The sequence below is a fragment of the Zobellia alginiliquefaciens genome, from assembly GCF_029323795.1.
GTDB lineage: Bacteria > Bacteroidota > Bacteroidia > Flavobacteriales > Flavobacteriaceae > Zobellia > Zobellia alginiliquefaciens.
In genome coordinates, this window is record NZ_CP119758.1 from 2,206,967 (window position 1) to 2,229,084 (window position 22,118).

The following is a 22,118-nucleotide window of genomic DNA, read 5'->3' on the forward strand; positions in this document are numbered from 1 at the left end:
AAATTTAATGTTGAGTGATAAGTCGGTCCGTTTTCCAAAGAAACGGGCCGATTTTTTGTTCTACCGTTTGGTAAATAAGTATTAATCCAGCTTGTCTGTCAGTGCCGAAAAGACTTTTTTGGCACTTTTATCTTCGTAAAGAACCGCGTATACCGCGTCTATTATAGGAACTTTCACTTTTTTCTTAAAATTGGATTTGATCGCATAGGCACTTTTGGTAGCGTAATACCCTTCGGCAACCATACGCATTTCCATCTGAGCACTTTTTACGGTGTACCCTTTCCCAATCATATTTCCAAACATACGGTTACGGCTAAATGTGGAGTAACCGGTAACCAATAAATCGCCCAAATAGGCAGATTCATTAATATTACGGTCTATTTTATGGATGCGTTTGGTGTAACGCTTCATTTCGCGAATGGCATTGCTCATAAGTACGCTTTGGAAGTTGTCCCCATAACCCAGTCCGTGGGCAATACCTGCAGCAATGGCATAAATATTCTTCAGCATTGCCGCATATTCAGTACCTATAATATCTTCGGTAACTTTTGTTTTAATATAATCGCTACTTAGATTTTTGGCAACATAAGTTGCTTTCTCCGTATCTGCACAAGCAATGGTTAAATAAGATAACCGCTCTAAGGCAACCTCTTCTGCATGACAGGGTCCGGTAATGACGCCAATATTTTCAAAAGGGATGTTATATTTTTCATGAAAATGCTCACCAACTATTAATCCGGATTCGGGAACAATTCCTTTTATGGCAGAAAACACAATTTTATCCTCTAAGGATGTAGTAATTTTTTTGAGCTCACCTTCCACAAATGCGGATGGAATGGCAAATATTAAAATATTAGAATTATCTACCGCTTTATTGATGTCATCGGTAAGTTCTAATTTGTTGGTGTCAAAAGTAACCGAAGTAAGATAATTGGGGTTGTGTTTTTGAATGTTGATAAAACCAACGGCATCTGAATTCCGCATGTACCAACCTACCTTTTCTTGATTTACACAAAGCATTTTCACAATGGCTGTAGCCCAGCTACCGCCTCCTAATACTGTAAATTTTTGGGTCATAGCACTATAATAGATGTCTAATTACTGTTCAATGGTTGGTTGTAGGTATTGGAGTTTCAATCAGTACAAAACTAGTTAATTTTAAAACCGAAACCTTAAGGACTGATTAATAGTTGGTTAAGAATAATGGCACGGTGCTTGTTTTACATAGTAAGAATTGTAATTCCATCATTATGAAGACAAAACTACTTTTAACAACAATTTTTGCGGCCACTTTAATGACCTCATGTTATACTGAGGTTATTGTTGAAGATGATTATATAGATGAACCTGTTTATAATACAAGCCAAGTATTGCAGTCATATGACCTTTGGTATGTAGATATCAATGCTACTTCGGGCAACGGGGAGGTTCCTTTTTTACAACGTGCCTTTACGGTATCTTTTGATAGGGGTATATTTTATGCCAATAATAATATAGTGGGCATTGGTAAAACAGGAAATGGTTTTGGTATTGATGTGGGCTATTACAATACAGTTCGTGGATCGGTAGATATAGATCATGATATAGACGGAGAATGGTTTTTAGATGTATTTGCCGTAAGCGGGAATACTATAGAATTATATGATGCACGTTCGGATACATCATATTATTTAAAGGGGTATCAGGTTAGTAATTTTGATTATGATATGTTGTTTTATGAGAATATCCATTACTTTTTACAAGAGTATAATGCTTGGGAAAAATCATATACAAGTCTAGAAGGAGCCTTGAATGAGTTCGATAATGAGAACTTTTTGCAGTTTAATCCTAACAATTTTAGGTCGTCTATTGATCAAGTTGGAACACCTCTTGTAAACCTTCAATGGGATTTTGAGGGTGATTACTCGGTGTACGACACTGCAGACGATGAAATGCTCAAAACTTTAACACTGGACTACCGTTCATCGAGCAATGATTACTTTGAATTGTACGTTATTAATGAGAGTACTATTGAGCTTTATCATCCCAGCAGTAGAACAGTGTATGAGTTCCGCGGAAAAGGTTATCAAGAGTATTTAAAAGCCGGAAAAGGCGCAGTAGAAAAAAAGAGAAAAAAGACTTCTAATCCCTTCATGAATGTGAAAAGAAGTAGAGATATATAAACGTTTTTTGGTTGGTTATTTAGTTAGAAATCGCCCATTGCAGCAATGCTTTGGGCGGTTTTTTTTTCAGACATTTAGAAGAGCTTCCGTACATATCCCACCCTTTTCTTATTTACAAGAGATGTAGAAATGTGGTCCGTAGCACCTCCGCACGGTCTTTTTAGTTGCTAACCCTATGGCATATAGGGTATTTTGACGTATTTTTGCACGCTTAAAATCCCAATGCCATGAAGAAGTATCTGAATTTGTTCGATTTTAATCAGAAGGTCGATTATAAAAATGAAATATTAGCGGGATTAACGGTTGCAATGACGATGATACCAGAATCGTTAATGTTTGCGATTCTTGCCGGATTTTCGCCATTAGTAGGTTTGTACGCTGCTTTTATAATGGGCTTGGTTACATCGATTTTTGGAGGAAGACCTGGGCTAATTTCCGGTGGGGCCGGTGCTACGGTAGTGGTATTGATGGCACTGATGAATTCTCATGGATTGGAATATGTTTTTGCAGCAGTTGCCTTGGCAGGTGTTTTTCAAATGATAGTAGGTCTGTTAAAGCTTGGTAAGTTTATTCGTTTAGTTCCTCAACCCGTAATGTTCGGGTTTGTTAATGGTTTGGCTGTCATTATTTTTATGGCACAAATGGACCAATTTAAAATGGGGACGGGAGATGCTGCAGTTTGGCTCTCAGGTACGCCATTATATACCATGTTAGGCCTAGTATTGTTTACGATCGCGATTATCGTTTTTGTCCCCAGGTTTACCAAAGCGGTTCCGTCTTCCTTAATCGGAATTATCGTAGTATTTATAATAGTGTATGTTCTTGATATTGATACCAAACAGGTGGTACATATTATTAATCAAGATACCTTGCCAGGAGAAGAGCTCAAGTCGCTTAGTGGGTCTCTGCCTTCATTCCACATACCCGATATCTCCTTTACATTGGAAGACTTTAAGATTATTTTACCTTATGGTTTGATCATGGCAGCAGTTGGACTAACCGAAGGTTTGCTTACGTTGAACCTGGTAGATGAAATTACTGGAACCAAAGGGAGTGGTAATAGAGAGTGTTTGGCACAGGGAGGAGCAAATATACTGAACGGATTTTTCGGAGGAATGGGCGGATGTCCTATGATTGCGCAAACTTTGGTCAATCTATCAGCAGGTTCTAGGGCAAGATTGTCGGGAATAATTGCTTCACTCACTATATTATTGATCATACTGTTCGGTGCTCCGGTCATAGAACTTGTTCCAATTGCCGCATTGGTAGGGGTAATGGTGATGGTCGCCGTTGGTACGTTTGAGTGGGCAAGCTTTAAGGCTTTACGAAGAATGCCTAAGCCGGATATTTTTGTAATGATATTGGTCACCTTAATTACCGTGCTATTGCACAATTTAGCTTTAGCCGTATTAATAGGGGTTATAATATCTGCATTGGTATTTGCTTGGGAAAGTGCGAAGCGTATTAGAGCGCGTAAACGTATAGACGAAAATGGGGTTAAACATTATGAAATTTATGGTCCTTTGTTTTTCGGTTCGGTAACTGCTTTTAATGAAAAGTTTGATGTGCTGAACGATCCGGATGAAGTAATAATTGACTTTGCAGAAAGTAAAGTTTCGGACATGTCCGCAATTGAAGCTTTAAATAGGATTACAGAGCGATATGCGGAGCAAGGAAAGAAAGTTCAATTACGGCATTTAAGTAAAGATTGTATTCGCCTTTTAGAGAATGCTATTGATATTATTGATGTAAACGTTCTAGAGGATCCTACTTACAAAGTAGTTACGGATAAGGTGTAACATATAGTGATGCGCTCCTACCGTTATAATGCTATAGTTCTTATAGAATTTTAAAGTAGATGGTTTAAAGAAAATTTTAAACTCTTTGAAGCGCACCGCTACAACTTGGAAATAGTGGTCAATTATTCGCCACCGTAAAGTTTATAAACTTCGGAGCCAGCGCTTAAAAACGCACCCGTTCCATATACTTCCGTTTTATCGGGCCAAGCTTTGCCCGGTGCGGCCCCAATAGGTTGAACATAGCCTAGCATGCCGTCTTTAGTTACATGGCCTACCATTGCATTCCACCCTTTTTTAACAGCTGGCTCGTAGGTGTCCTTGTCCAAAATACCTTTGTTTATACCCCATGCTAACCCGTAAACATAGAATGACGAACCACTTGTTTCAGGAGTAGGATAAAACTCTTGACCTAAAAGACTCATGGCCCAATGCCCTTCTTCAGTTTGAATCTCAAGAAGCTTTTTCGCCATTTTGGTATAGATGTCCAAGAAATAGGCGTATTCTTCGCTTTTTGGGTCCAATTCGTTCATGATGTTGGTAAGCCCGGCAAACACCCATCCGTTGCCACGAGACCAAAATATTTTTGTACCGTTATCCAACTGATCAAAATACCTTTCATCGCGGTAGTAAAGGCTATCATCTTTATCAAAGAGAAAATCTGTAGAGGCTTTAAATTCGGATACCATAAAGTCTAGATACTTTTTCTCTCCCGTTTCTTTGTACAACTTTGCCCAAACCGGTGGTGACATAAAAAGGGCATCACACCAGTTCCAACGGTCTTGGTGATATGGTGTTTTCCATTCCAAAGCGCTTTGTGAAGGGTGATACATAATATAATTGAATTGTTCTTTGGTAGGAGCAATCATTTTTTCATCATTGTATTTACGAAAAAGGTCAATATACATTTGGCCCACAGCATGGTCGTCCGCATGATATTTTCTTCTATGTAGTTGCCACTCGTTTTCCTCACCAATATTTTTTAACCATTCGTAATAGGTATCATCTTCGGCCATAGCCGCCCACTTTACCATACCTACATAGAGGGCGGCATTCGTCCAGTCTAACGGGTGATGCGGTTTTTTATGTCCGCTATACAGACCATCAAAATTTTCGATTTGCCAATCTGCAACGCGTTGCATGGTTTCCTTTACTTTTTTGGGTTTAATCTTTTGCGAATAAGCCGTGCTCGCACACGTAATTGTAATTAAGGCAATAATAAATGAGTGTAGTGATTTCAAAATAAAAGTTTTAAGAGGGTTGAGAGTTACGAATATATTCAAAAAAAATATGCCGTCATCCCTATTTTTAAGGATAACGGCATATTTATATAAAATTATTGACTATTAAAGCGTACGAAGGTACTCTGCAACGGCTCTTGTGTCTTCTTCAGAAAGATTCTGATTTAGCATAATTGCGTTATTGTATTCTTTCAATAGTGCCTGTGCAATTGGGTCTTCCTTAAGCATTTTATCAGGGTTGGCAATCATATTCATAACCCATGCTGGACTTCTTCTTTCATAAACTCCTTTTAAAGCAGGACCAATTAATCGTTTGTCTACCATATGGCAAGCGGTACAGACCGCTTTAAACTTAGCTTCTCCGGCAGCGGCCATTTCAGAATCAATATCGGCATCAAAAGAAATGTCTTTGTATGGCCCAACTCCTTGGTTATCCATATCAACCGGTACACCTTCCGATTTAGCTTCTACGGATTTAGTTTCGGTCTTAGTTCTGTTCATTTCAAAACCACCCTTTTTTTCTTCCTTTTTTTCTTCGCCACAGCTGGCAAGCAATGCACCAAGTGCCAATACGCTTAATAATTTTTTCATCTTATGCTTTATTTCAATATTCGAGCCGAGTTAAGGGCTTTTTGTTCGAGATGCTAATATAACGATTCACTAAAATTAAACCATGTCTTGTACAAATTTAATTGCTGATTTTTCGGAATAGTAAAGGTTTAGAGGTGCTACAAAGCCTACATGCCCACCAAAATTAGGCACTTTGAAATAAAGTTGCGGATTTTCCTCCGCCTCTGTGTATGGGTAACATTCCTCGCCCAAAAAGGAATCATTTTTAGCATTGATGATAAGAGAAGGTATTTTAATATGAGGTAAAAACGGTCTACAACTACATTGTTCGTAATAATCTATGGCATTTTTAAAACCGTGCGCCCTGCTTGTGTAGATGTCATCAAAATCTTTTAGCGTCTTAATGGCAAGAACGTCTTTTTTTGAAATTTTATTAGGGAACAATTCAACTTTACTACACAGTTTGCTCACCAAATGTTTTTTAAACCGCTTGGCATAGAGATAGTTTTTTGCGGACAATAACTCTTTAAGTGAACTATGGAGGTTGCACGGTACTGAAACCCCGATCACAGCTTTGATTTCAGGAGGAAGTATTTTTCTTTCGCCAGCATATTTCAGGGCCATGTTCCCGCCCAAACTCACACCTTTAATATAGATTTCTGAATACTTCCGTTTGGTTAGAATATGCTGCACCACAGCATCCAAATCTTCTGTTGCACCGGAGTGGTACGAACGAAAAAGACGATTTGTTTCTCCGCTACACCCTCTAAAATTTACGGCGCAGGCATCAACTCCGTTCGTGTTAAAAACTTGGGCGCTTCCCGTAATATAGGGGCGCTGCGCATTTCCTTCTAGGCCATGCAAGAGAATAATTACTTTCTCGGATTTGGTCTTCGAATAGCTCCAATCCAAATCCATAAAATCACCATCCTCTAGTTCAAGACGTTCGCGTTGTTGTTCCAGGTCGTTTATCCGTCTAAAAAGACCGGAATATACGGTAGATAGGTGTCCGTTTTTGAATATGAATTTAGGGTTGTAGTCAGAAGGTAATACAGGCATAAAATAAAAAATGACGTTTTGGGTAGCTTTATAATTTTATAAAAGTACAGACAACGTCTTGTTCGGTCTTATTTATTTTGGATATTTTTCCAAAATCATAATATGACTTTCAATAGCTGACCTGAATTCTGTTTTCAAATTGGAAACAAGTTCCGTCACAGGAATGGAATTGTCGATTAAGGCAGAACCTTGGCCGGCAGACCAGATGGTTTTCCATGCTTTGGCTTCGGTATCAAGCTCTTTTCCAAAGTCTATTTTAGTATCTTTCTTTAGGTCTTCCTCCGTAATTCCGGCAGCTTTTAGGCTAGCTCCAAGAAAATTAGCATGTACTCCGGAAATAGAAGCGGTATACACCACATCATTTGCTCCGGCATCAATAATCATTTTCTTGTAATCAGAGGTGGCCTTACTTTCATCGGTATTGATGAAGCGTGTACCCATATAGGCTAAATCCGCACCCATCTGCAGGGCGGAGGCAATATCGCGTCCCGTACTGATACAACCGGAAAGAATTATGGTCTTATGAAAGAATTTTTTTATTTCTGCAACTAAAGTCATTGGGTTTATAGTTCCTGCATGGCCTCCTGCACCAGCTGCAACTAGGATTAACCCGTCTACGCCAGCTTCTTGAGCTTTTTCGGCATGACGTTTTTTTATGATGTCATGGAATACGAGCCCTCCATAACTATGAATAGCATCTACAACCATGGAAACGGCACCTAAAGAGGTAATTACCAACGGGACTTTGTGCTTTATACAAAGTTTTACGTCCGCTTCTAGTCTTGGGTTGGTTGGGTGAACGATAAGGTTAACACCAAACGGTGCAGGTTTTTTGCCAGTTTCGTTTTCGAATTTTTCAAGTTCGGTCTTAATTTCTATGAGCCACTCTTCAAAACCTTCACTAGTACGTTGGTTCAAAGCCGGAAACGTGCCAACGATACCATTTTTACAACATTCAATTACCAGTTTTGGCCCTGAAATCAAAAACATGGGGGCGGCAATGGCAGGTAGCGCCAAGTCGTTTATAAATGAAGGTTTTGTGCTCATATTAGGAAATGTTTAGTTGAGATTAGTATTAACTATAAATTTTTAAGGGTATAAATTACCCTATTATCAAAACTATAGTATTTTTGTTATTCTTATGCATGCATAATATATTAATTTTTGGAATATGTACCTAAAAGAATTTGAAATACGTTGGAGCGATGTTGATGCGAATAGACATTTGGCCAATTCTGCCTATTTAAACTTTATGAGCCACACTCGTATGAGCTTTTTATCGGAAATAGGTTTTGGACATAAAACGCTACTGGAAAAGGAAATAGGACCGGTTGTTTTTTACGAGCATATGTACTATTTCAAAGAAGCTTTTCCTGGAAGACCGGTAAAGGTTTCTATGGAAGTAATGGGCATGAGCGAAGATGGACAATTTTTTGAGTTTCACCATAATTTTTACGATTACAAAGGGCGAAACTTTGCCCACTGTGAAATGATGGGTGCCTGGATAGACTTAAAGGCAAGAAAACTTACAGGTTTGCCCAATGATCTTCTGGCTAAATTCAATGTTATTGAAAAACCTGAAGGCTATAGGGTATTAAGCAAAGAGGACACCAGAAAGTACGCTAGGACTCCAAAGGATCTGGTTTAGGCTTTTTACTGGCCAAGTACACACCTAAGAATACGAGGCAAGCCGCTACTATTTTAAGGGTGGTGAGCTTGTCCTGTCCTGTAGCAACAGCAAAAAGGATACCTATGAGCGGTTGTATGTATACAAAAGCACTTAACGTAGAAGCTTTGAGCTGTGTGAGTGCAAAGATGTTAAATAGGTAGGTGCAAAACGTCGTTCCCAAAACAACAAAAGCAATTTTCCAAAGGGCTTCAAACGGTAAGTTAAACCAGTCAATTGCAATAAGTTCTTGGTACCCAAAAGGAAGACAGATGGCTATGCCTATGGTAAATAACCATTTCATAAAAGTAAACGGATGGTATTTAGCGATTAAGGTTTTTGCTCCGATTAAATAAGAACCGTAAAAAACGGAGTTCATAAAAATCAAAAAATTCCCTAGTGGAATATTAGGAGCGTCTTGTCTTGTTTCGCTTCCGAAGAAAATAAGTCCAAGTGCTCCCAAAAGACCAATAAGTATACCCACCATTTTTTTAGGAATAATTTTTTCCTTTATCAAAACAGCCGAGAGTAAAACCACAATTATTGGTGTAGTTGTAATCAATACCGCACTGTTTATAGGTGTGGATAGAGAAAGCCCCTTAAAGAAAACTAACATGTTCAGGCCCATACCCAAGAGTGCACAAATGAACATTCTGGGGTAATCTTTTTTGTCTATTTTTTCTTTCGGTCCAAAAAATGAAATACTCCAAAAGAGTATGGCCGCTCCAATTACGCGTAACATGATAAAGCCAAAAGGCTGAACATAATTAGGCATTACACCTTTGGCAATGGTATGGTTTAGTGCATAAATAATAGTTGCTCCTAAGGCCGCTAATATGGCAAGTGTGCGCCTGCTCAATGGTGTAGGGCTTCTTTTGCAGCTTCCACTACTTTTTTGCTATTGCCCACAAATATTTGATCATCAATTAGGATGACAGGTCGCTTGAGAAATGTATAGTGCTCTAGAATCAGATTTTTTAATTCATCTTCGGAAGGTTGGGTTTCATGTAGGCCCATCTGCCTGTATAGACGAGCGCGCTTACTAAACAGAGCTTCATAGCTTCCTGCAAGTTTTTGCATTTCTTCTACCTGCTTTTTGGTCAGTGCTTCGGTTTTAATGTCTTGAAGAACAACACCATCCAATGGTTGTAATTCTTTAAGAATACGTTTGCAAGTATCACAGGTGCTGAGGTGGTAAATCTTTTTCATTTTTCTTAACATAAAATCACTTTGCAAAGAAACCCAATTCAGTTCAATTGTACTATTTTTAAGGTCTAGTTTAAAACAAAATAGCTTTGGAAAAACTTTTTGATGTCATTTTACAGAATAGAAAACGATTATATAAAATCTTAGAAGAAACCCCAAGGGAGCAACTACTTGAGATACCAGAGAGTTTTAATAACAATATTTGGTGGAATATAGCGCATACCGTAATTACGCCTCAGGTTTTAGTGTATAAGTTTAGTCACCTTCAAATGCGTGTTTCGGAGGAGTTGGTCGAAAAATTTAAAAAAGGAACAGTGCCTGACGGGACCGCAACCGAGGAAGAAATGATGATAGTTGCAGACTTTCTTATTTCTACTTTAGAATGGATGGTCGAAGATTACGAAGCCGCACTTTTTAAGGAATATTCAGAATATACCACTAGTGCCGGTGTAACGTTAAAATCTGTAGAAGATGCACTTGCGTTTACGGCATACCACGAAGGTTTACATGCAGGGGCAATTATTTCATTGCTCAAAGTTGTTGGAAAATAAGAGTTAAGATTTCTTTTTGACCAAATAAGGTTTAACGTCTTCAAAAGGAAGCGTTAATACAATTGGACCATCTGCGTATGACGCAACCTCATAAGGGTTGTAAAGTAATCGTATGCCCTCTTTAGTGAACCCAATATTTTCGGGGAGGTAAAAGATATCACTCTCGAACATAAAGCCTGTGCTGTTAATTGGGCCATCTTGGGGTATGTGTTCTTGGTCTCTAAATTTTTGTTCGGCAAATTTCTCAAAATCTTTTCGGTCCTTAAAAATTTCCCAGTTTTCAAGTTCTTTCCCTTTCGTTTTATCAAAGTTTAAGAAATGTTGGGAGCTATAACCATGTGCTCCTCCTGTAAAAATATAGGAGTTGAGTTCAATAGTTAGAAAGTCTGGGTCTTCATAAGAAACCTTGCCTTCTATTTTTGCTTCCCAATTTGTGGTTTCCTCAGGGTATAATTTTTTAAGTTCCCAATAACCATTGCTAAAAGATTTAACGGCTTCTTTGATGCTAGAAGTCTCAATTTCATCATCATAGTTCAAGGTTTCTATGATTTCTTCATCTATAGCCGTATTTATGGAAGTTGCTATTTTAGAATTTTCAATCGCCTTTGGAATATTGATTTCTACGCTCGGACATTCGGAACAACGCGTCTCATCAAGGCTAAGGGTCTCAAACGTCAGTTTGTTTTCTTTTTGGCATCCGACTAAGGCTAAAAGTAAAATGATATAAGTAACTTGGGTTTTCATAGAGGAATGTCATTGGGGTAGACAAATAATACTGGATTATCCAATATCAAATATAACGATAGATTTCTACGAATAAATATAAAATATGGGCGAAAAAACGTTAAAATTCAACAGCAAGACAATTCACGGTGGGCAAAAGCCTGATGCAGCTTATGGTGCGGTAATGCCTCCTATATATCAAACCTCTACATACGCACAGACTACACCCGGAGGGCATAAGGGGTATGAGTACTCAAGAAGTGCCAACCCTACCAGAACCGCTTTGGAGAATTCCTTGGCCAGTATAGAGAACGGTAGTTACGGTCTGGCTTTTGCTAGCGGACTTGCGGCAATGGATGCAGTAATTAAATTATTGAGTCCTGGTGATGAAGTGGTTTCAACTAATGACCTATATGGAGGAAGTTACCGCTTGTTTAAAAAGGTTTTTGAAAAGTATGGTATCAAATTCAATTTTGTTGGCATGCAGCATGTAGATGCCATCGAATCTGCCATAAACAACAATACAAAGTTGATTTGGGTAGAGACACCTACAAATCCAATGATGAACATTATTGATATTGAAGGGGTTGCCCAATTGGCTAAAAAGCATAAAGTGTTGCTAGCTGTAGATAATACGTTTGCTACACCTTATTTGCAAACACCATTAGATTTGGGTGCGGATATTGTAATGCATTCCGCTACAAAATACCTAGGCGGGCATAGCGATGTTGTTGCGGGAGCATTGATTGTAAAGGACAAGAAAATTGCGGACGAGCTGTATTTTATTCAAAATGCCAGCGGAGCTATTTTAGGGCCAACGGATAGTTTTTTGGTATTACGGGGTATTAAAACACTTCATGTACGCATGCAAAGGCATTGTGAGAACGGCGAGGCAATCGCTAAGTTTTTGGCGAAGCATGCAAAAATTGAGAAAGTATATTGGCCCGGTTTTGAAAGTCACCCTAATCACGAAGTGGCCAAAAGTCAAATGAACGGTTTTGGAGGTATGATTTCTTTTGTGACCAAGGGAAGCAGTTATGAAGATGCCATTAAAATTGTTGAAAAATTAAAGGTATTTACGTTGGCAGAGTCCTTGGGTGGAGTTGAGAGTTTGGCTGGGCATCCGGCAAGTATGACCCATGCTAGTATTCCAAAGGAGGAAAGGGAAAAAAGTGGAGTTGTGGATGCTTTGATACGGTTAAGTGTAGGTATTGAGGATATTGAGGATCTGATAGCTGATTTGGAGCAAGCAATAAGCTAGTTTAGTGTATTTTTAGAAAAAGAGCTGTTTAGTTATATAAATAACATAATTTTGCCGTTATAATAAAAATTCAACAAAAACACGTTATGGATAGTAAGATTAGAGATTTCATGGATGAAATCAAAAATAGAAACGGGCACGAGCCTGAGTTCATTCAAGCGGTGCAAGAAGTTGCTGAAACGGTAATTCCATATATCGCAAAGCATAAAATATATAACGGTAAGAATATCTTGCTACGAATGGTTGAACCAGAGCGACTAATTTCATTTAGGGTTGCTTGGATAGATGATGAGGGAGAAATACATGTAAATAGAGGATATCGCATTCAAATGAATTCAGCTATTGGCCCTTACAAGGGCGGTTTGCGGTTCCATCCATCAGTAAATGCTAGTATTTTAAAGTTCTTGGCTTTTGAGCAAGTATTTAAAAACAGTTTGACCACTTTGCCTATGGGTGGAGGAAAAGGAGGTTCGGATTTTGACCCCAAAGGAAAGTCGGATGATGAAGTGATGCGTTTTTGCCATGCGTTTATGACGGAGCTTTGTCGTCATATTGGTCCAAATACAGATGTACCTGCTGGAGATATTGGTGTGGGTGCGCGCGAAATAGGTTTCCTATTTGGTATGTACAAGAAAATAAGAAATGAGTTTACCGGAGTTTTGACTGGTAAAGGTCTCTCATGGGGCGGTTCTAAAATTAGGCCAGAAGCAACAGGGTACGGAACGGTGTATTTTGCGCAAAGTATGCTTAAAACCAAAAACGAATCTTTCAATGGTAAGACCGTTGTTATTTCCGGTTCAGGGAACGTGGCTCAGTATGCGGCGGAAAAAGTACTGCAATTGGGAGGTAAAATTGTTACCCTATCGGATTCTGGCGGCTATATTTATGATGCGGATGGCATAGACGCTGAGAAATTAGCCTTTGTTATGGAGTTGAAAAACGAAAGACGAGGAAGAATATCAGAATATACAGAGAAGTATACAAATGCAGAATTCCACCAAGGAAAAACACCTTGGGATGTAAAGTGCGATATAGCACTACCATGTGCTACTCAAAATGAGCTCTTGGTAGACGATGCCAAAACACTGTTGGCCAATGGTTGTATGTGTGTAGCGGAAGGTGCAAATATGCCTTGTGATGCAGATGCGGTGCATGCTTTTCATGACGCTAAAATTTTGTTTGCTCCAGGCAAAGCTTCCAATGCTGGTGGAGTTGCTACTTCAGGACTTGAAATGTCTCAGAACTCTCTACGTATCAGCTGGACCAGAGAAGAAGTGGACGAACGACTTAGGGATATTATGGAGGATATTCATGATTCTTGTATTGAATACGGTAAAGAAGAAGATGGCTTCTGTAATTATGTTAAGGGTGCAAACATTGCCGGTTTCGTAAAAGTTGCCGATGCCATGTTAGCACAAGGTGTGATATAAAAAATTTTATTATTGAAAATACCGAAGACCTGGAGCTTATTGAGCTTCAGGTCTTTTTTGTATTTGTAGATCTTTATTTCCCATCAACCACCTTTTCCTATTTAAAGCTATCTTTGTTGTAAAGTCCAACCTTAAACATGCAGGTAACTACCAAAGCCATAGTTCTTACATCACTCAAATATGGCGATACAAGTTTAATAGTAAAAGCCTTTACTGAATCTGAAGGTGTTAAATCATATTTGTTAAGGGGTGTTCTGGCCTCTAAAAAGGGGAAGTTAAAAACGGCCTACTTTCAACCATTGACCCAGTTAGAAATAGTTGCCAATCATAAGAATAAAGGGGCTTTGGAAAGTATAAAAGAGGCGAAAATAAACTATCCATATCAGGCCTTGCATTCCGATATTTCAAAAAATGCCATGACTTTGTTTCTTGCCGAGATGTTAGCAAATAGCATCCATGAAGAGGAAGCCAATACGGCGCTTTTTGAGTTTATAGAAGCTTCGTTACAATGGCTTGATGCTCAAAATGAAATATCTAATTTCCACATCTATTTTTTAATACGACTCACGCGCTATTTGGGTTTTTATCCTGATACCAATGAGATGGAATCCAGTAGTTTTGACCTGCAGGAAGGGGAGTTTACAAATACACCGTCTCTGAATCCTATTCTAATAGGAGATAATCTTGATTACTTTAAAACCTTCTTGGGCATAAATTTTGATGAGATACATCATATCAAAATGAATAAAAGCAACCGTCAAGAACTTTTGCAATCGTTAGTATTGTTCTATGAGTTGCATTTACAGGGATTTAGAAAACCAAAATCCTTGGCTATCTTAAACGAAGTATTTAGTTAGTATGAACAAGTTTCTGTTTTTACTTATTTTTTTGTGCGTTCAGTCCATATTTGCCCAACAGATTACGGTTTTGGATGTAGAAACTCGTGAACCCATTTCCAATGTGGCCATATATAATTATGACCACTCTAAGACAGCCCTTACGGATTTTGATGGCAATGCGGATTTAAAGTTCTTTCATCCAGGGGAACGTATTACTTTTCGTCACCTTAGTTACCAATTAAGAAAGAATACCAAAGAACAGATTTTAAAACATGGCGGACAGTTTTATATGGTCATGAAGGCGGAAGAGCTGGACGAGGTGGTTATGTCGGTTTCCAAGTGGGAGCAGCAAAAGAAAGATATTCCCAATAAAATTGCCGTTATAGACGGGCGTGACATCACATTTTCCAGTCCACAAACTTCAGCAGATTTACTACAAAACAGTGGTAAGGTATTTGTTCAAAAAAGCCAGATGGGCGGTGGTAGCCCAATGATTCGTGGTTTTGCTACCAACCGTTTGCTTTTGTCCGTAGATGGGGTACGTATGAACAATGCTATTTTTAGGGGTGGTAATTTGCAAAACGTAATTTCCATTGACCCGTATTCGGTAAAAAATACAGAGATTATTTTTGGGCCAGGTTCTGTTATTTATGGTAGTGATGCTATAGGCGGGGTTATGAATTTCTATACCAAAAAGGCCGAATTCTCCACCTCTGACAGTCTTTCATTTTCGGGTAATGCCAGTTATAGGTTTGCTTCGGTAAACACGGAAAATACGGTTCACGTAGATTTCAATTTAGGTAAAGAGAAATGGGCTTTTTTAACTAGTGCTACCTACAATAGTTTTCAAGATATGAAGATGGGGTCTCACGGTCCGGATTCATACTTAAGAAATCAATATGTATCTACCGGTAATGGAATGGATGTTCTTGTTGATAACCAGAATGCTAAAAATCAGAACCCTACAGGGTACAATCAGTTTAATTTAATGCAAAAAATAGCATATAAACCCAATAATACATGGCACTATGATTTCGGCTTGCATTATTCGGAAACTTCGGATTATTCTAGATATGACCGTTTAATCCGTCCAGATGGTTCGGGGGAAGGCTTACGCTCGGCAGAATGGTTTTACGGACCCCAGAAATGGTTCATGGGTAATTTACAAATGAAAAAAAGAGGAAAAGGCATTTTTTATGATGGATTAAAGATAACAACTGCCTATCAGCATTTTGAAGAAAGCCGCAATGATAGGGGCTTTCAAGATGTGGTAAGATATTCAACAGAAGAAAAAGTAGATGCTGTTTCCACTAATATCGATTTTGAAAATAAAAAAATTGGCGACTTACGTTTGTATTATGGGGGCGAGTATATTTTTAATAAAGTAGGTTCTGTTGGTAGCCAAGAAAATATTGAGACTCATTTGGTTTCGGGAACAGCTTCCAGATATCCAGATGGAGCTATTTGGCAAACCTTGGCAGGCTATGTAAATGGAGAATACAAGGCGAAACCTAACTTTACTTTACTTTCGGGCTTAAGGTATAGCCATGTGTGGATTGATGCGGATTTTGACAAAACGTATTACCCTTTTCCTTTTGATGATGCCAATCTGAATAATGGCGCGTTAACGGGCAGTCTAGGCTTTAGTTGGTTCCCGAAAGCAGACTTGCAGATTACCTTTAATGGTTCAACCGGTTTTAGAGCACCTAATGTAGATGATGTAGGTAAGATTTTTGATTCTGAACCTGGTGCCGTAGTGGTTCCTAATCCTGACCTAGAGCCAGAATATGCGTACAATATAGAACTAGGGGTTCAGAAGAACTTTAATGACAAACTGGTTTTTAAAAGTGCTGCATTCTATACGTATTTGGTAGATGCTCTAGTGCGCAGAGATTACTTATTTAATGGGGAGAGTGAAATTTTATACAATGGCGAAATGAGTAGTGTACAGGCTATTCAGAATGCGGCAAAGGCGTATGTCTATGGCTTTGAATTTGGTTTGGAAGCTTTTCTTACGGATAACGTTTCGGTTGTTTCCAATTTAACCATTACCGAGGGCATTGAAGAGGAAGATGATGGTACCGAATCTCCCGGGAGACACGTTGCCCCTACTTTTGGAGATTTACACTTGGTTTATAAGAACCAGAGACTAAGAAGCGACTTGTTCGTGAATTATAACGGAGAGATTCCCTTTGATGATTTGGCGGCTTCCGAACGTAGTAAAGATTATATCTACGCATTGAATGCTGAAGGAAATCCGTATTCCCCATCTTGGTATACGCTAAATTTCCGTTCGCAATATGAGGTTTCAAACGCTATGAAAGTTTCTTTGAATCTTGAAAATATTACGGATCAACGGTACCGTTCTTATTCTTCGGGAATTTCCGCTCCAGGAATTAATTTAATAGTAGGGTTGGGGTATAAGTTTTAGAGATGGGACTCTTACTAAAAATAAAGAACCCCGACCAATTATGGCCAGGGTTCTTTGGGTGTAAGAAACAATCTTAAATTAGTTTACAGCAGCTTTAGCTTTGTCAGCAGCACTGTTGGCAGCGCCTTTAGCGTCATCAGCAGCTTTGTTGGCGGCATCTTTTACATCGCTAGCGGCTTCGTTAGCTTTAGCTTTGATGTTTTCGCCAGCTTCGTTGGCTTTATCTTTTAAATCGTTAGCAGCATCTTCAGCATCAGCTTTGATTTCTTCGCCAGCTTCCTCAGCTTTTTCCATTGCGTCGTTACCAGCCTCTTGTGCTTTGTCCATGGCGTCAGACCCCATTTCTTTAGCATCGTCACCAGCCTGCTCCATTGCAGCACCAGCTTCTTCAGTGGCACTCTTTGCTTTATCACCAGCTTCTCTACAAGAAACAAAAGAGATACTTAGGGCAAGCATTAGAACTGAACCTAAAATTAGTTTTTTCATGATTTTGTGTTTAAAGTTTTGTTTAATTGTTTCTCTCATATACGTATGAAACTGAAATTTAGACGCTATTTTTTAACATTTTCTTACAACCTTGTTTTTTCCTCCGTATTTCAATTCTCTCAAATCGACTTAATTCGACTAAAAATCCTTAATTTTGCAGCCTTAAATTAATGCAGTAGAGCCACTTATTATGAAGTTTGCGGAATATAAAGGATTGGACTTGCCCAAAGTAGCCGAGGATATACTTGATTACTGGAAGCAAAACCAAATATTTGAGAAAAGTGTTTCCTCTAGAGAGGGTAAACCTAGTTATGTTTTTTATGAAGGTCCGCCATCGGCAAATGGTATGCCTGGTATTCACCACGTAATGGCACGTACGATCAAGGATATTTTTCCTAGGTACAAGACCATGAAGGGCTTTCAAGTAAAACGTAAGGCCGGATGGGATACACACGGATTACCAATTGAACTGGGTGTTGAGAAAGAATTAGGTATTACTAAGGAAGATATAGGTAAGAAAATCTCTGTAGAGGAATATAATGCAGCTTGTAAAAAGGCGGTTATGCGGTACACTGATGTTTGGAACCGTATGACCGAACAAGTAGGGTATTGGGTAGATATGGATGACCCGTATATTACCTACAAGCCCAAATATATGGAATCTGTTTGGTGGTTATTGAAGCAGATTTATGATAAAGGTCTTGTTTATAAGGGGTATACTATTCAGCCGTATTCGCCAAAAGCAGGTACAGGTTTAAGTTCTCATGAATTAAACCAACCAGGAACGTACCAAGATGTTACGGATACTACCGTTGTAGCCCAATTTAAGGCTGTAGAAGCGTCATTGCCAGATTTTTTGCAGAATGAAGGTGATGTATATTTCTTGGCATGGACGACCACACCGTGGACACTTCCTTCCAATACGGCACTAACGGTGGGCCCTAAAATAGAGTACGTTCTGGTAGAAACGTACAACCAGTATACTTTTGAACCTATGAACGTGGTGCTTGCCAAAAACTTGGTAGGGAAGCAATTCTCCGGAAAGTTTCAACAAGTAGAGTCTAAACCCGAATTATTGGACTATAAGTCAGGTGATAAGAAAATCCCTTTTTACGTTGTAAAGGAATTTACAGGTAAAGACTTGGTGGGAATTAAATATGAGCAGTTGTTGGATTACGCTTTGCCGTACCAAAATCCTGAAAATGCGTTTCGTGTAATTTCCGGAGATTTTGTAACTGTAGACGACGGTACGGGTATTGTTCATACTGCGCCAACTTTTGGTGCGGATGATGCCTTGGTAGCTAAACAAGCGTCACCAGAGGTGCCACCATTATTGGTGCTAGACGAAAATAACAATCCTGTTCCATTAGTGGATTTACAGGGTCGTTTCCGTCCGGAGATGAAAGAGTTTGGCGGCAAATATGTGAAGAACGAATATTATGATTTAGGCGATGAGCCAGAAAGGTCAATAGACGTTGAGCTTGCTATTAAATTAAAAGAAGAGAATAAGGCCTTTAAAGTGGAGAAGTATGTACACAGTTACCCTAACTGCTGGCGTACGGACAAGCCTATTTTATATTACCCATTGGATTCCTGGTTCATTAAAATCAGCGATGTTAAAGATCGTATGTTCGCTTTGAACCAAACGATTAATTGGAAACCAAAATCTACAGGTGAAGGCCGTTTTGGTAACTGGCTGGCAAATGCCAATGACTGGAACCTTTCTAGATCTAGATATTGGGGTATTCCACTTCCTATTTGGAGAACTGAAGATGGTAAAGAAGAAATCATTATTGGTTCGGTGGCCGAACTAAAAGCCGAAATGGCAAAGGCGGTTGCATCCGGAGTGTTAGAAAAAGATATTTTTGATGATTTTGTGGTGGGTGATTTATCCGATGAAAACTATGATAAAATAGACCTTCATAAGAACATTGTTGATGATATTGTCCTAGTTTCCGCATCGGGCAAACCTATGAAACGCGAAAGTGATTTGATAGATGTATGGTTTGATAGTGGCTCAATGCCCTATGCACAATGGCACTATCCTTTTGAAAATAAAGATCTGATTGATGAGGGTAAGACTTACCCGGCTGATTTTATCGCAGAAGGCGTAGATCAAACTAGAGGTTGGTTCTATACATTACATGCCATAGGAACTATGGTGTTCGATTCTGTGGCGTATAAAAATGTTGTTTCCAACGGACTTGTTTTGGACAAGGAGGGCAAGAAAATGTCCAAACGTTTGGGCAATGCCGTGGATCCTTTTGATACGATGAACGAACACGGAGCAGATGCTACGCGTTGGTACATGATCTCTAATGCCAATCCTTGGGATAACTTAAAATTTGATACGGAAGGTATAGTTGAGGTAAAACGAAAATTTTTCGGGACACTTTATAACACCTATTCTTTCTTCGGCTTATATGCCAATATAGATTCTTTTGATTATTCAGAGGAAGATATTCCATTGAGCGAAAGACCGGAAATTGATAGGTGGATATTATCAGAACTTCATTCTTTGATCAAGACTGTTGATGAAGCGTATGCCGATTATGAGCCTACCAAAGCAACCCGTGCTATTTCGGACTATGTACAAGAGAATTTGAGTAACTGGTATGTACGTTTATGCAGAAGGCGTTTCTGGAAAGGTAGTTATGAGAAGGATAAAATATCGGCTTATCAAACGCTGTATACCTGTCTTGAAACCGTTGCTAAACTATCGGCTCCTGTGGCTCCCTTCTTTATGGATAGACTTTATAAAGATTTAACGAATACCACACATACGGAGGCTTTTGAATCTGTACATTTGGCCGAATTTCCAAAATATGATGAAGCCATCGTAGATAAGGATTTGGAAAGTAAGATGGAGAAAGCTCAGACTATTTCGTCTTTAGTGCTATCTATCCGTCAGAAAGAAAAGATAAAAGTGCGTCAGCCATTACAGAAAGTAATGATACCTGTTTTAGATGAAAATCAGAAGCATGAGATAGAAGCTGTTGCAGATTTGATTATGTCCGAGGTGAATGTTAAAGAAGTTGAATTGTTGGATGATGCTTCAGGTATTTTGGTGAAGCAGATCAAGCCTAATTTTAAGACTTTAGGTCCTAAATACGGGAAAGATATGAAAAAAATTGCTCAAGCTGTAGCTCAGTTGGGGCAAGAGGATATCCAAAAAATTGAGCAGGATGGCGAAATTTCGCTTGATATTGACGATAAAATTATTACATTACAGCTGCAAGATGTAGAGATAGCCTCTCAAGATATTGAAGGTTGGTTGGTTGCAAGTTCAGGATCTATTACGGTAGCCTTAGACGTAACTATCAATGAAGATTTAAGAGAAGAGGGTATTGCTAGAGAGCTTGTGAACAGAATTCAGAACATAAGAAAAGATTCTGGGTTTGAGGTGACAGATAGAATTGATATTAAGATTCTAAAAGATGGTTTTGTTGAAAAAGCGGTATCTAATAATTTAGAGTATATTAAGACCGAAACCTTGACAGCAGACCTAATTTTAGAGGAAAAACTGGAGGAAGGAGCCGAGGTTTCTTTTGACGAAGTGAACACTAAATTATTTATTGAAAAACATTAATACAATGGCAGAAGATTTAAAAGTTAGATATTCGGATAAGGATCTTGCCGAATTTAGAGAGTTGATCGAAGATAAAATCGAGAAAGCAAAAAGTCATTTAGAGTTGTTGAAGAGTTCGTATATGAACGACGGTAATAATGGTACCGATGATACTTCACCTACTTTCAAAGCTTTTGAAGAAGGTTCGGAGACTATGAGCAAAGAAGCGAATACACAGTTGGCTATTCGTCAAGAGAAATTCATTAGGGATTTAAAAAACGCTATTCTGCGTATTGAGAACAAGACCTATGGTATTTGCCGTGTAACAGGTAAGTTGATCGCTAAAGAGCGTCTTAAACTTGTTCCTCATGCTACTTTAAGTATTGAGGCTAAGAATATGCAAAAGTAATTATTGCATTATAAAATTTTAAAAGCCTACAAGAACCAATTTCTTGTAGGCTTTTTTTACGCCCTAAAAAAATGAAGTGCTTTTTAGTTTTCTTTTTATTCGTTAATCTTTTGACAGCACAAAAGGTGGTGAAAAAATCATTGATAAATGATGCCGTCACTGCAATTAATATTGACGTAGCCCATTGTTATGAATTGGAGTTGGAAACCTCGGAAAGCCATGAGATGTCAGTAGAGGCAATTATTGACGGTGAGTATACAAAAGACCTTTTGCTAACCGTAAAAGAAAATGAAGGTTCTATACTGATAAGTAGTGGTTTTCAGCCTAATTTTAAAAACCCTAATGATAAACTTAGTGCACACAAGGTTGTCTCAATTTCTTTAAAAGTAGTGCTTCCCCGGTATAAATACGTTACCGTTTTTGGAACCAGTTGCAATGTATTCGCTACCGGAGATTACAGGAAGTTGAATGTTACATTGAACGATGGGAATTGTGAACTTTTTAATGTCTCCGAAGATGTAAATGTACACACTCAAAGTGGTCATATATTGGTTGAAGCTTTAAAAGCTGATATAAAGGCTGATAGTAAATACGGGAAGATAGATGAAGAAGATATTCCTAACGGGGGTGCCGTATACACGTTGACATCGGTAACGGGAAATATAGGAATAAAGAAAACCGAATAATATACTTATTTTTGCGTATTCAAGTTGTATATAT

At 38.6% G+C, this 22,118-nt stretch carries 20 protein-coding genes; 11 read left to right on the forward strand and 9 right to left on the reverse strand.

What is annotated here, in order from left to right:
• Positions 1 to 81: 81 nt before the first annotated feature.
• Entirely contained in the window at positions 82 to 1,077 is a 996-nt protein-coding gene (locus tag P0077_RS09355) for an NAD(P)H-dependent glycerol-3-phosphate dehydrogenase (RefSeq protein WP_276168914.1), read from the reverse strand.
• Between the two features lie 173 nt (positions 1,078 to 1,250).
• Here P0077_RS09355 and P0077_RS09360 point away from each other — a divergent pair, with 173 nt between their 5' ends.
• Positions 1,251 to 2,162, forward strand: coding sequence for a nicotinic acid mononucleotide adenyltransferase (locus P0077_RS09360; protein ID WP_276168915.1), 912 nt, complete (start codon positions 1,251 to 1,253; stop codon positions 2,160 to 2,162).
• 227 nt (positions 2,163 to 2,389) lie between these two features.
• Entirely contained in the window at positions 2,390 to 3,961 is a 1,572-nt protein-coding gene (locus P0077_RS09365; RefSeq protein ID WP_276168916.1) for a SulP family inorganic anion transporter, read from the forward strand.
• A gap of 122 nt (positions 3,962 to 4,083) precedes the next feature.
• On the opposite strand, the gene P0077_RS09370 is transcribed toward P0077_RS09365, so the two are convergent.
• From P0077_RS09370 to P0077_RS09385, 4 genes are all read right to left on the reverse strand, one after another.
• Positions 4,084 to 5,199 carry a glycoside hydrolase family 88/105 protein gene (locus P0077_RS09370; RefSeq protein ID WP_276168917.1) on the reverse strand — a complete coding sequence of 372 codons (1,116 nt, stop codon included), beginning with the start codon at positions 5,197 to 5,199 and terminating at the stop codon, positions 4,084 to 4,086.
• Positions 5,200 to 5,304: 105 nt separating this feature from the next.
• Positions 5,305 to 5,790, reverse strand: coding sequence for a c-type cytochrome (locus tag P0077_RS09375; protein ID WP_276168918.1), 486 nt, complete (start codon positions 5,788 to 5,790; stop codon positions 5,305 to 5,307).
• A gap of 75 nt (positions 5,791 to 5,865) precedes the next feature.
• Entirely contained in the window at positions 5,866 to 6,828 is a 963-nt protein-coding gene (locus tag P0077_RS09380; protein ID WP_276168919.1) for a YheT family hydrolase, read from the reverse strand.
• A 72-nt stretch (positions 6,829 to 6,900) separates the two neighbouring features.
• On the reverse strand, positions 6,901 to 7,875 hold the full coding sequence (locus P0077_RS09385; RefSeq protein WP_276168920.1) for an NAD(P)H-dependent flavin oxidoreductase: 975 nt from the start codon (positions 7,873 to 7,875) through the stop codon (positions 6,901 to 6,903).
• A gap of 124 nt (positions 7,876 to 7,999) precedes the next feature.
• Here P0077_RS09385 and P0077_RS09390 point away from each other — a divergent pair, with 124 nt between their 5' ends.
• Positions 8,000 to 8,476 (forward strand): acyl-CoA thioesterase, encoded by a 477-nt coding sequence (locus tag P0077_RS09390; RefSeq protein ID WP_276168921.1) that lies wholly within the window; start codon positions 8,000 to 8,002, stop codon positions 8,474 to 8,476.
• Here the strand turns inward: P0077_RS09390 and P0077_RS09395 are convergent.
• Positions 8,451 to 9,353 carry a DMT family transporter gene (locus P0077_RS09395; RefSeq protein ID WP_276168922.1) on the reverse strand — a complete coding sequence of 301 codons (903 nt, stop codon included), beginning with the start codon at positions 9,351 to 9,353 and terminating at the stop codon, positions 8,451 to 8,453. The two genes, P0077_RS09390 and P0077_RS09395, sit on opposite strands and share 26 nt — an antisense overlap.
• Positions 9,350 to 9,703 carry an arsenate reductase family protein gene (locus P0077_RS09400; protein WP_276168923.1) on the reverse strand — a complete coding sequence of 118 codons (354 nt, stop codon included), beginning with the start codon at positions 9,701 to 9,703 and terminating at the stop codon, positions 9,350 to 9,352. Before P0077_RS09400 ends, P0077_RS09395 begins: the two co-directional genes overlap by 4 nt.
• A gap of 86 nt (positions 9,704 to 9,789) precedes the next feature.
• On the opposite strand from P0077_RS09400, the gene P0077_RS09405 reads away from it, so the two are divergent.
• Entirely contained in the window at positions 9,790 to 10,251 is a 462-nt protein-coding gene (locus tag P0077_RS09405; RefSeq protein ID WP_276168924.1) for a DinB family protein, read from the forward strand.
• A gap of 3 nt (positions 10,252 to 10,254) precedes the next feature.
• Here P0077_RS09405 and P0077_RS09410 read toward each other — a convergent pair whose 3' ends face one another.
• A complete protein-coding gene (locus P0077_RS09410; protein WP_276168925.1) occupies positions 10,255 to 10,995 on the reverse strand; it encodes a DUF3298 and DUF4163 domain-containing protein in 741 nt (246 codons plus the stop codon).
• Between the two features lie 85 nt (positions 10,996 to 11,080).
• Here P0077_RS09410 and P0077_RS09415 point away from each other — a divergent pair, with 85 nt between their 5' ends.
• The 4 genes from P0077_RS09415 (at position 11,081) to P0077_RS09430 (ending at position 16,935) form a co-directional block, all read left to right on the forward strand.
• The gene (locus P0077_RS09415; protein ID WP_276168926.1) at positions 11,081 to 12,235 is read left to right on the forward strand and encodes a cystathionine gamma-synthase; all 1,155 of its coding nucleotides are present in this window, start codon (positions 11,081 to 11,083) and stop codon (positions 12,233 to 12,235) included.
• Between the two features lie 86 nt (positions 12,236 to 12,321).
• The gene (gene gdhA, locus P0077_RS09420) at positions 12,322 to 13,665 is read left to right on the forward strand and encodes an NADP-specific glutamate dehydrogenase (RefSeq protein WP_276168927.1); all 1,344 of its coding nucleotides are present in this window, start codon (positions 12,322 to 12,324) and stop codon (positions 13,663 to 13,665) included.
• Positions 13,666 to 13,802: 137 nt separating this feature from the next.
• Positions 13,803 to 14,522, forward strand: coding sequence for a DNA repair protein RecO (gene recO / locus P0077_RS09425; protein ID WP_276168928.1), 720 nt, complete (start codon positions 13,803 to 13,805; stop codon positions 14,520 to 14,522).
• Position 14,523: 1 nt separating this feature from the next.
• Positions 14,524 to 16,935, forward strand: coding sequence for a TonB-dependent receptor (locus tag P0077_RS09430; protein WP_276168929.1), 2,412 nt, complete (start codon positions 14,524 to 14,526; stop codon positions 16,933 to 16,935).
• 78 nt (positions 16,936 to 17,013) lie between these two features.
• Here P0077_RS09430 and P0077_RS09435 read toward each other — a convergent pair whose 3' ends face one another.
• Entirely contained in the window at positions 17,014 to 17,391 is a 378-nt protein-coding gene (locus P0077_RS09435; protein ID WP_276168930.1) for a hypothetical protein, read from the reverse strand.
• Positions 17,392 to 17,611: 220 nt separating this feature from the next.
• Here P0077_RS09435 and ileS point away from each other — a divergent pair, with 220 nt between their 5' ends.
• The 3 genes from ileS (at position 17,612) to P0077_RS09450 (ending at position 22,084) form a co-directional block, all read left to right on the forward strand.
• Positions 17,612 to 21,010 carry an isoleucine--tRNA ligase gene (gene ileS, locus P0077_RS09440; RefSeq protein WP_276168931.1) on the forward strand — a complete coding sequence of 1,133 codons (3,399 nt, stop codon included), beginning with the start codon at positions 17,612 to 17,614 and terminating at the stop codon, positions 21,008 to 21,010.
• A gap of 4 nt (positions 21,011 to 21,014) precedes the next feature.
• Entirely contained in the window at positions 21,015 to 21,398 is a 384-nt protein-coding gene (locus P0077_RS09445; RefSeq protein WP_276168932.1) for a TraR/DksA family transcriptional regulator, read from the forward strand.
• Between the two features lie 71 nt (positions 21,399 to 21,469).
• Positions 21,470 to 22,084 carry a DUF4097 family beta strand repeat-containing protein gene (locus tag P0077_RS09450; protein ID WP_276168933.1) on the forward strand — a complete coding sequence of 205 codons (615 nt, stop codon included), beginning with the start codon at positions 21,470 to 21,472 and terminating at the stop codon, positions 22,082 to 22,084.
• The last annotated feature ends 34 nt before the right edge of the window (positions 22,085 to 22,118 follow it).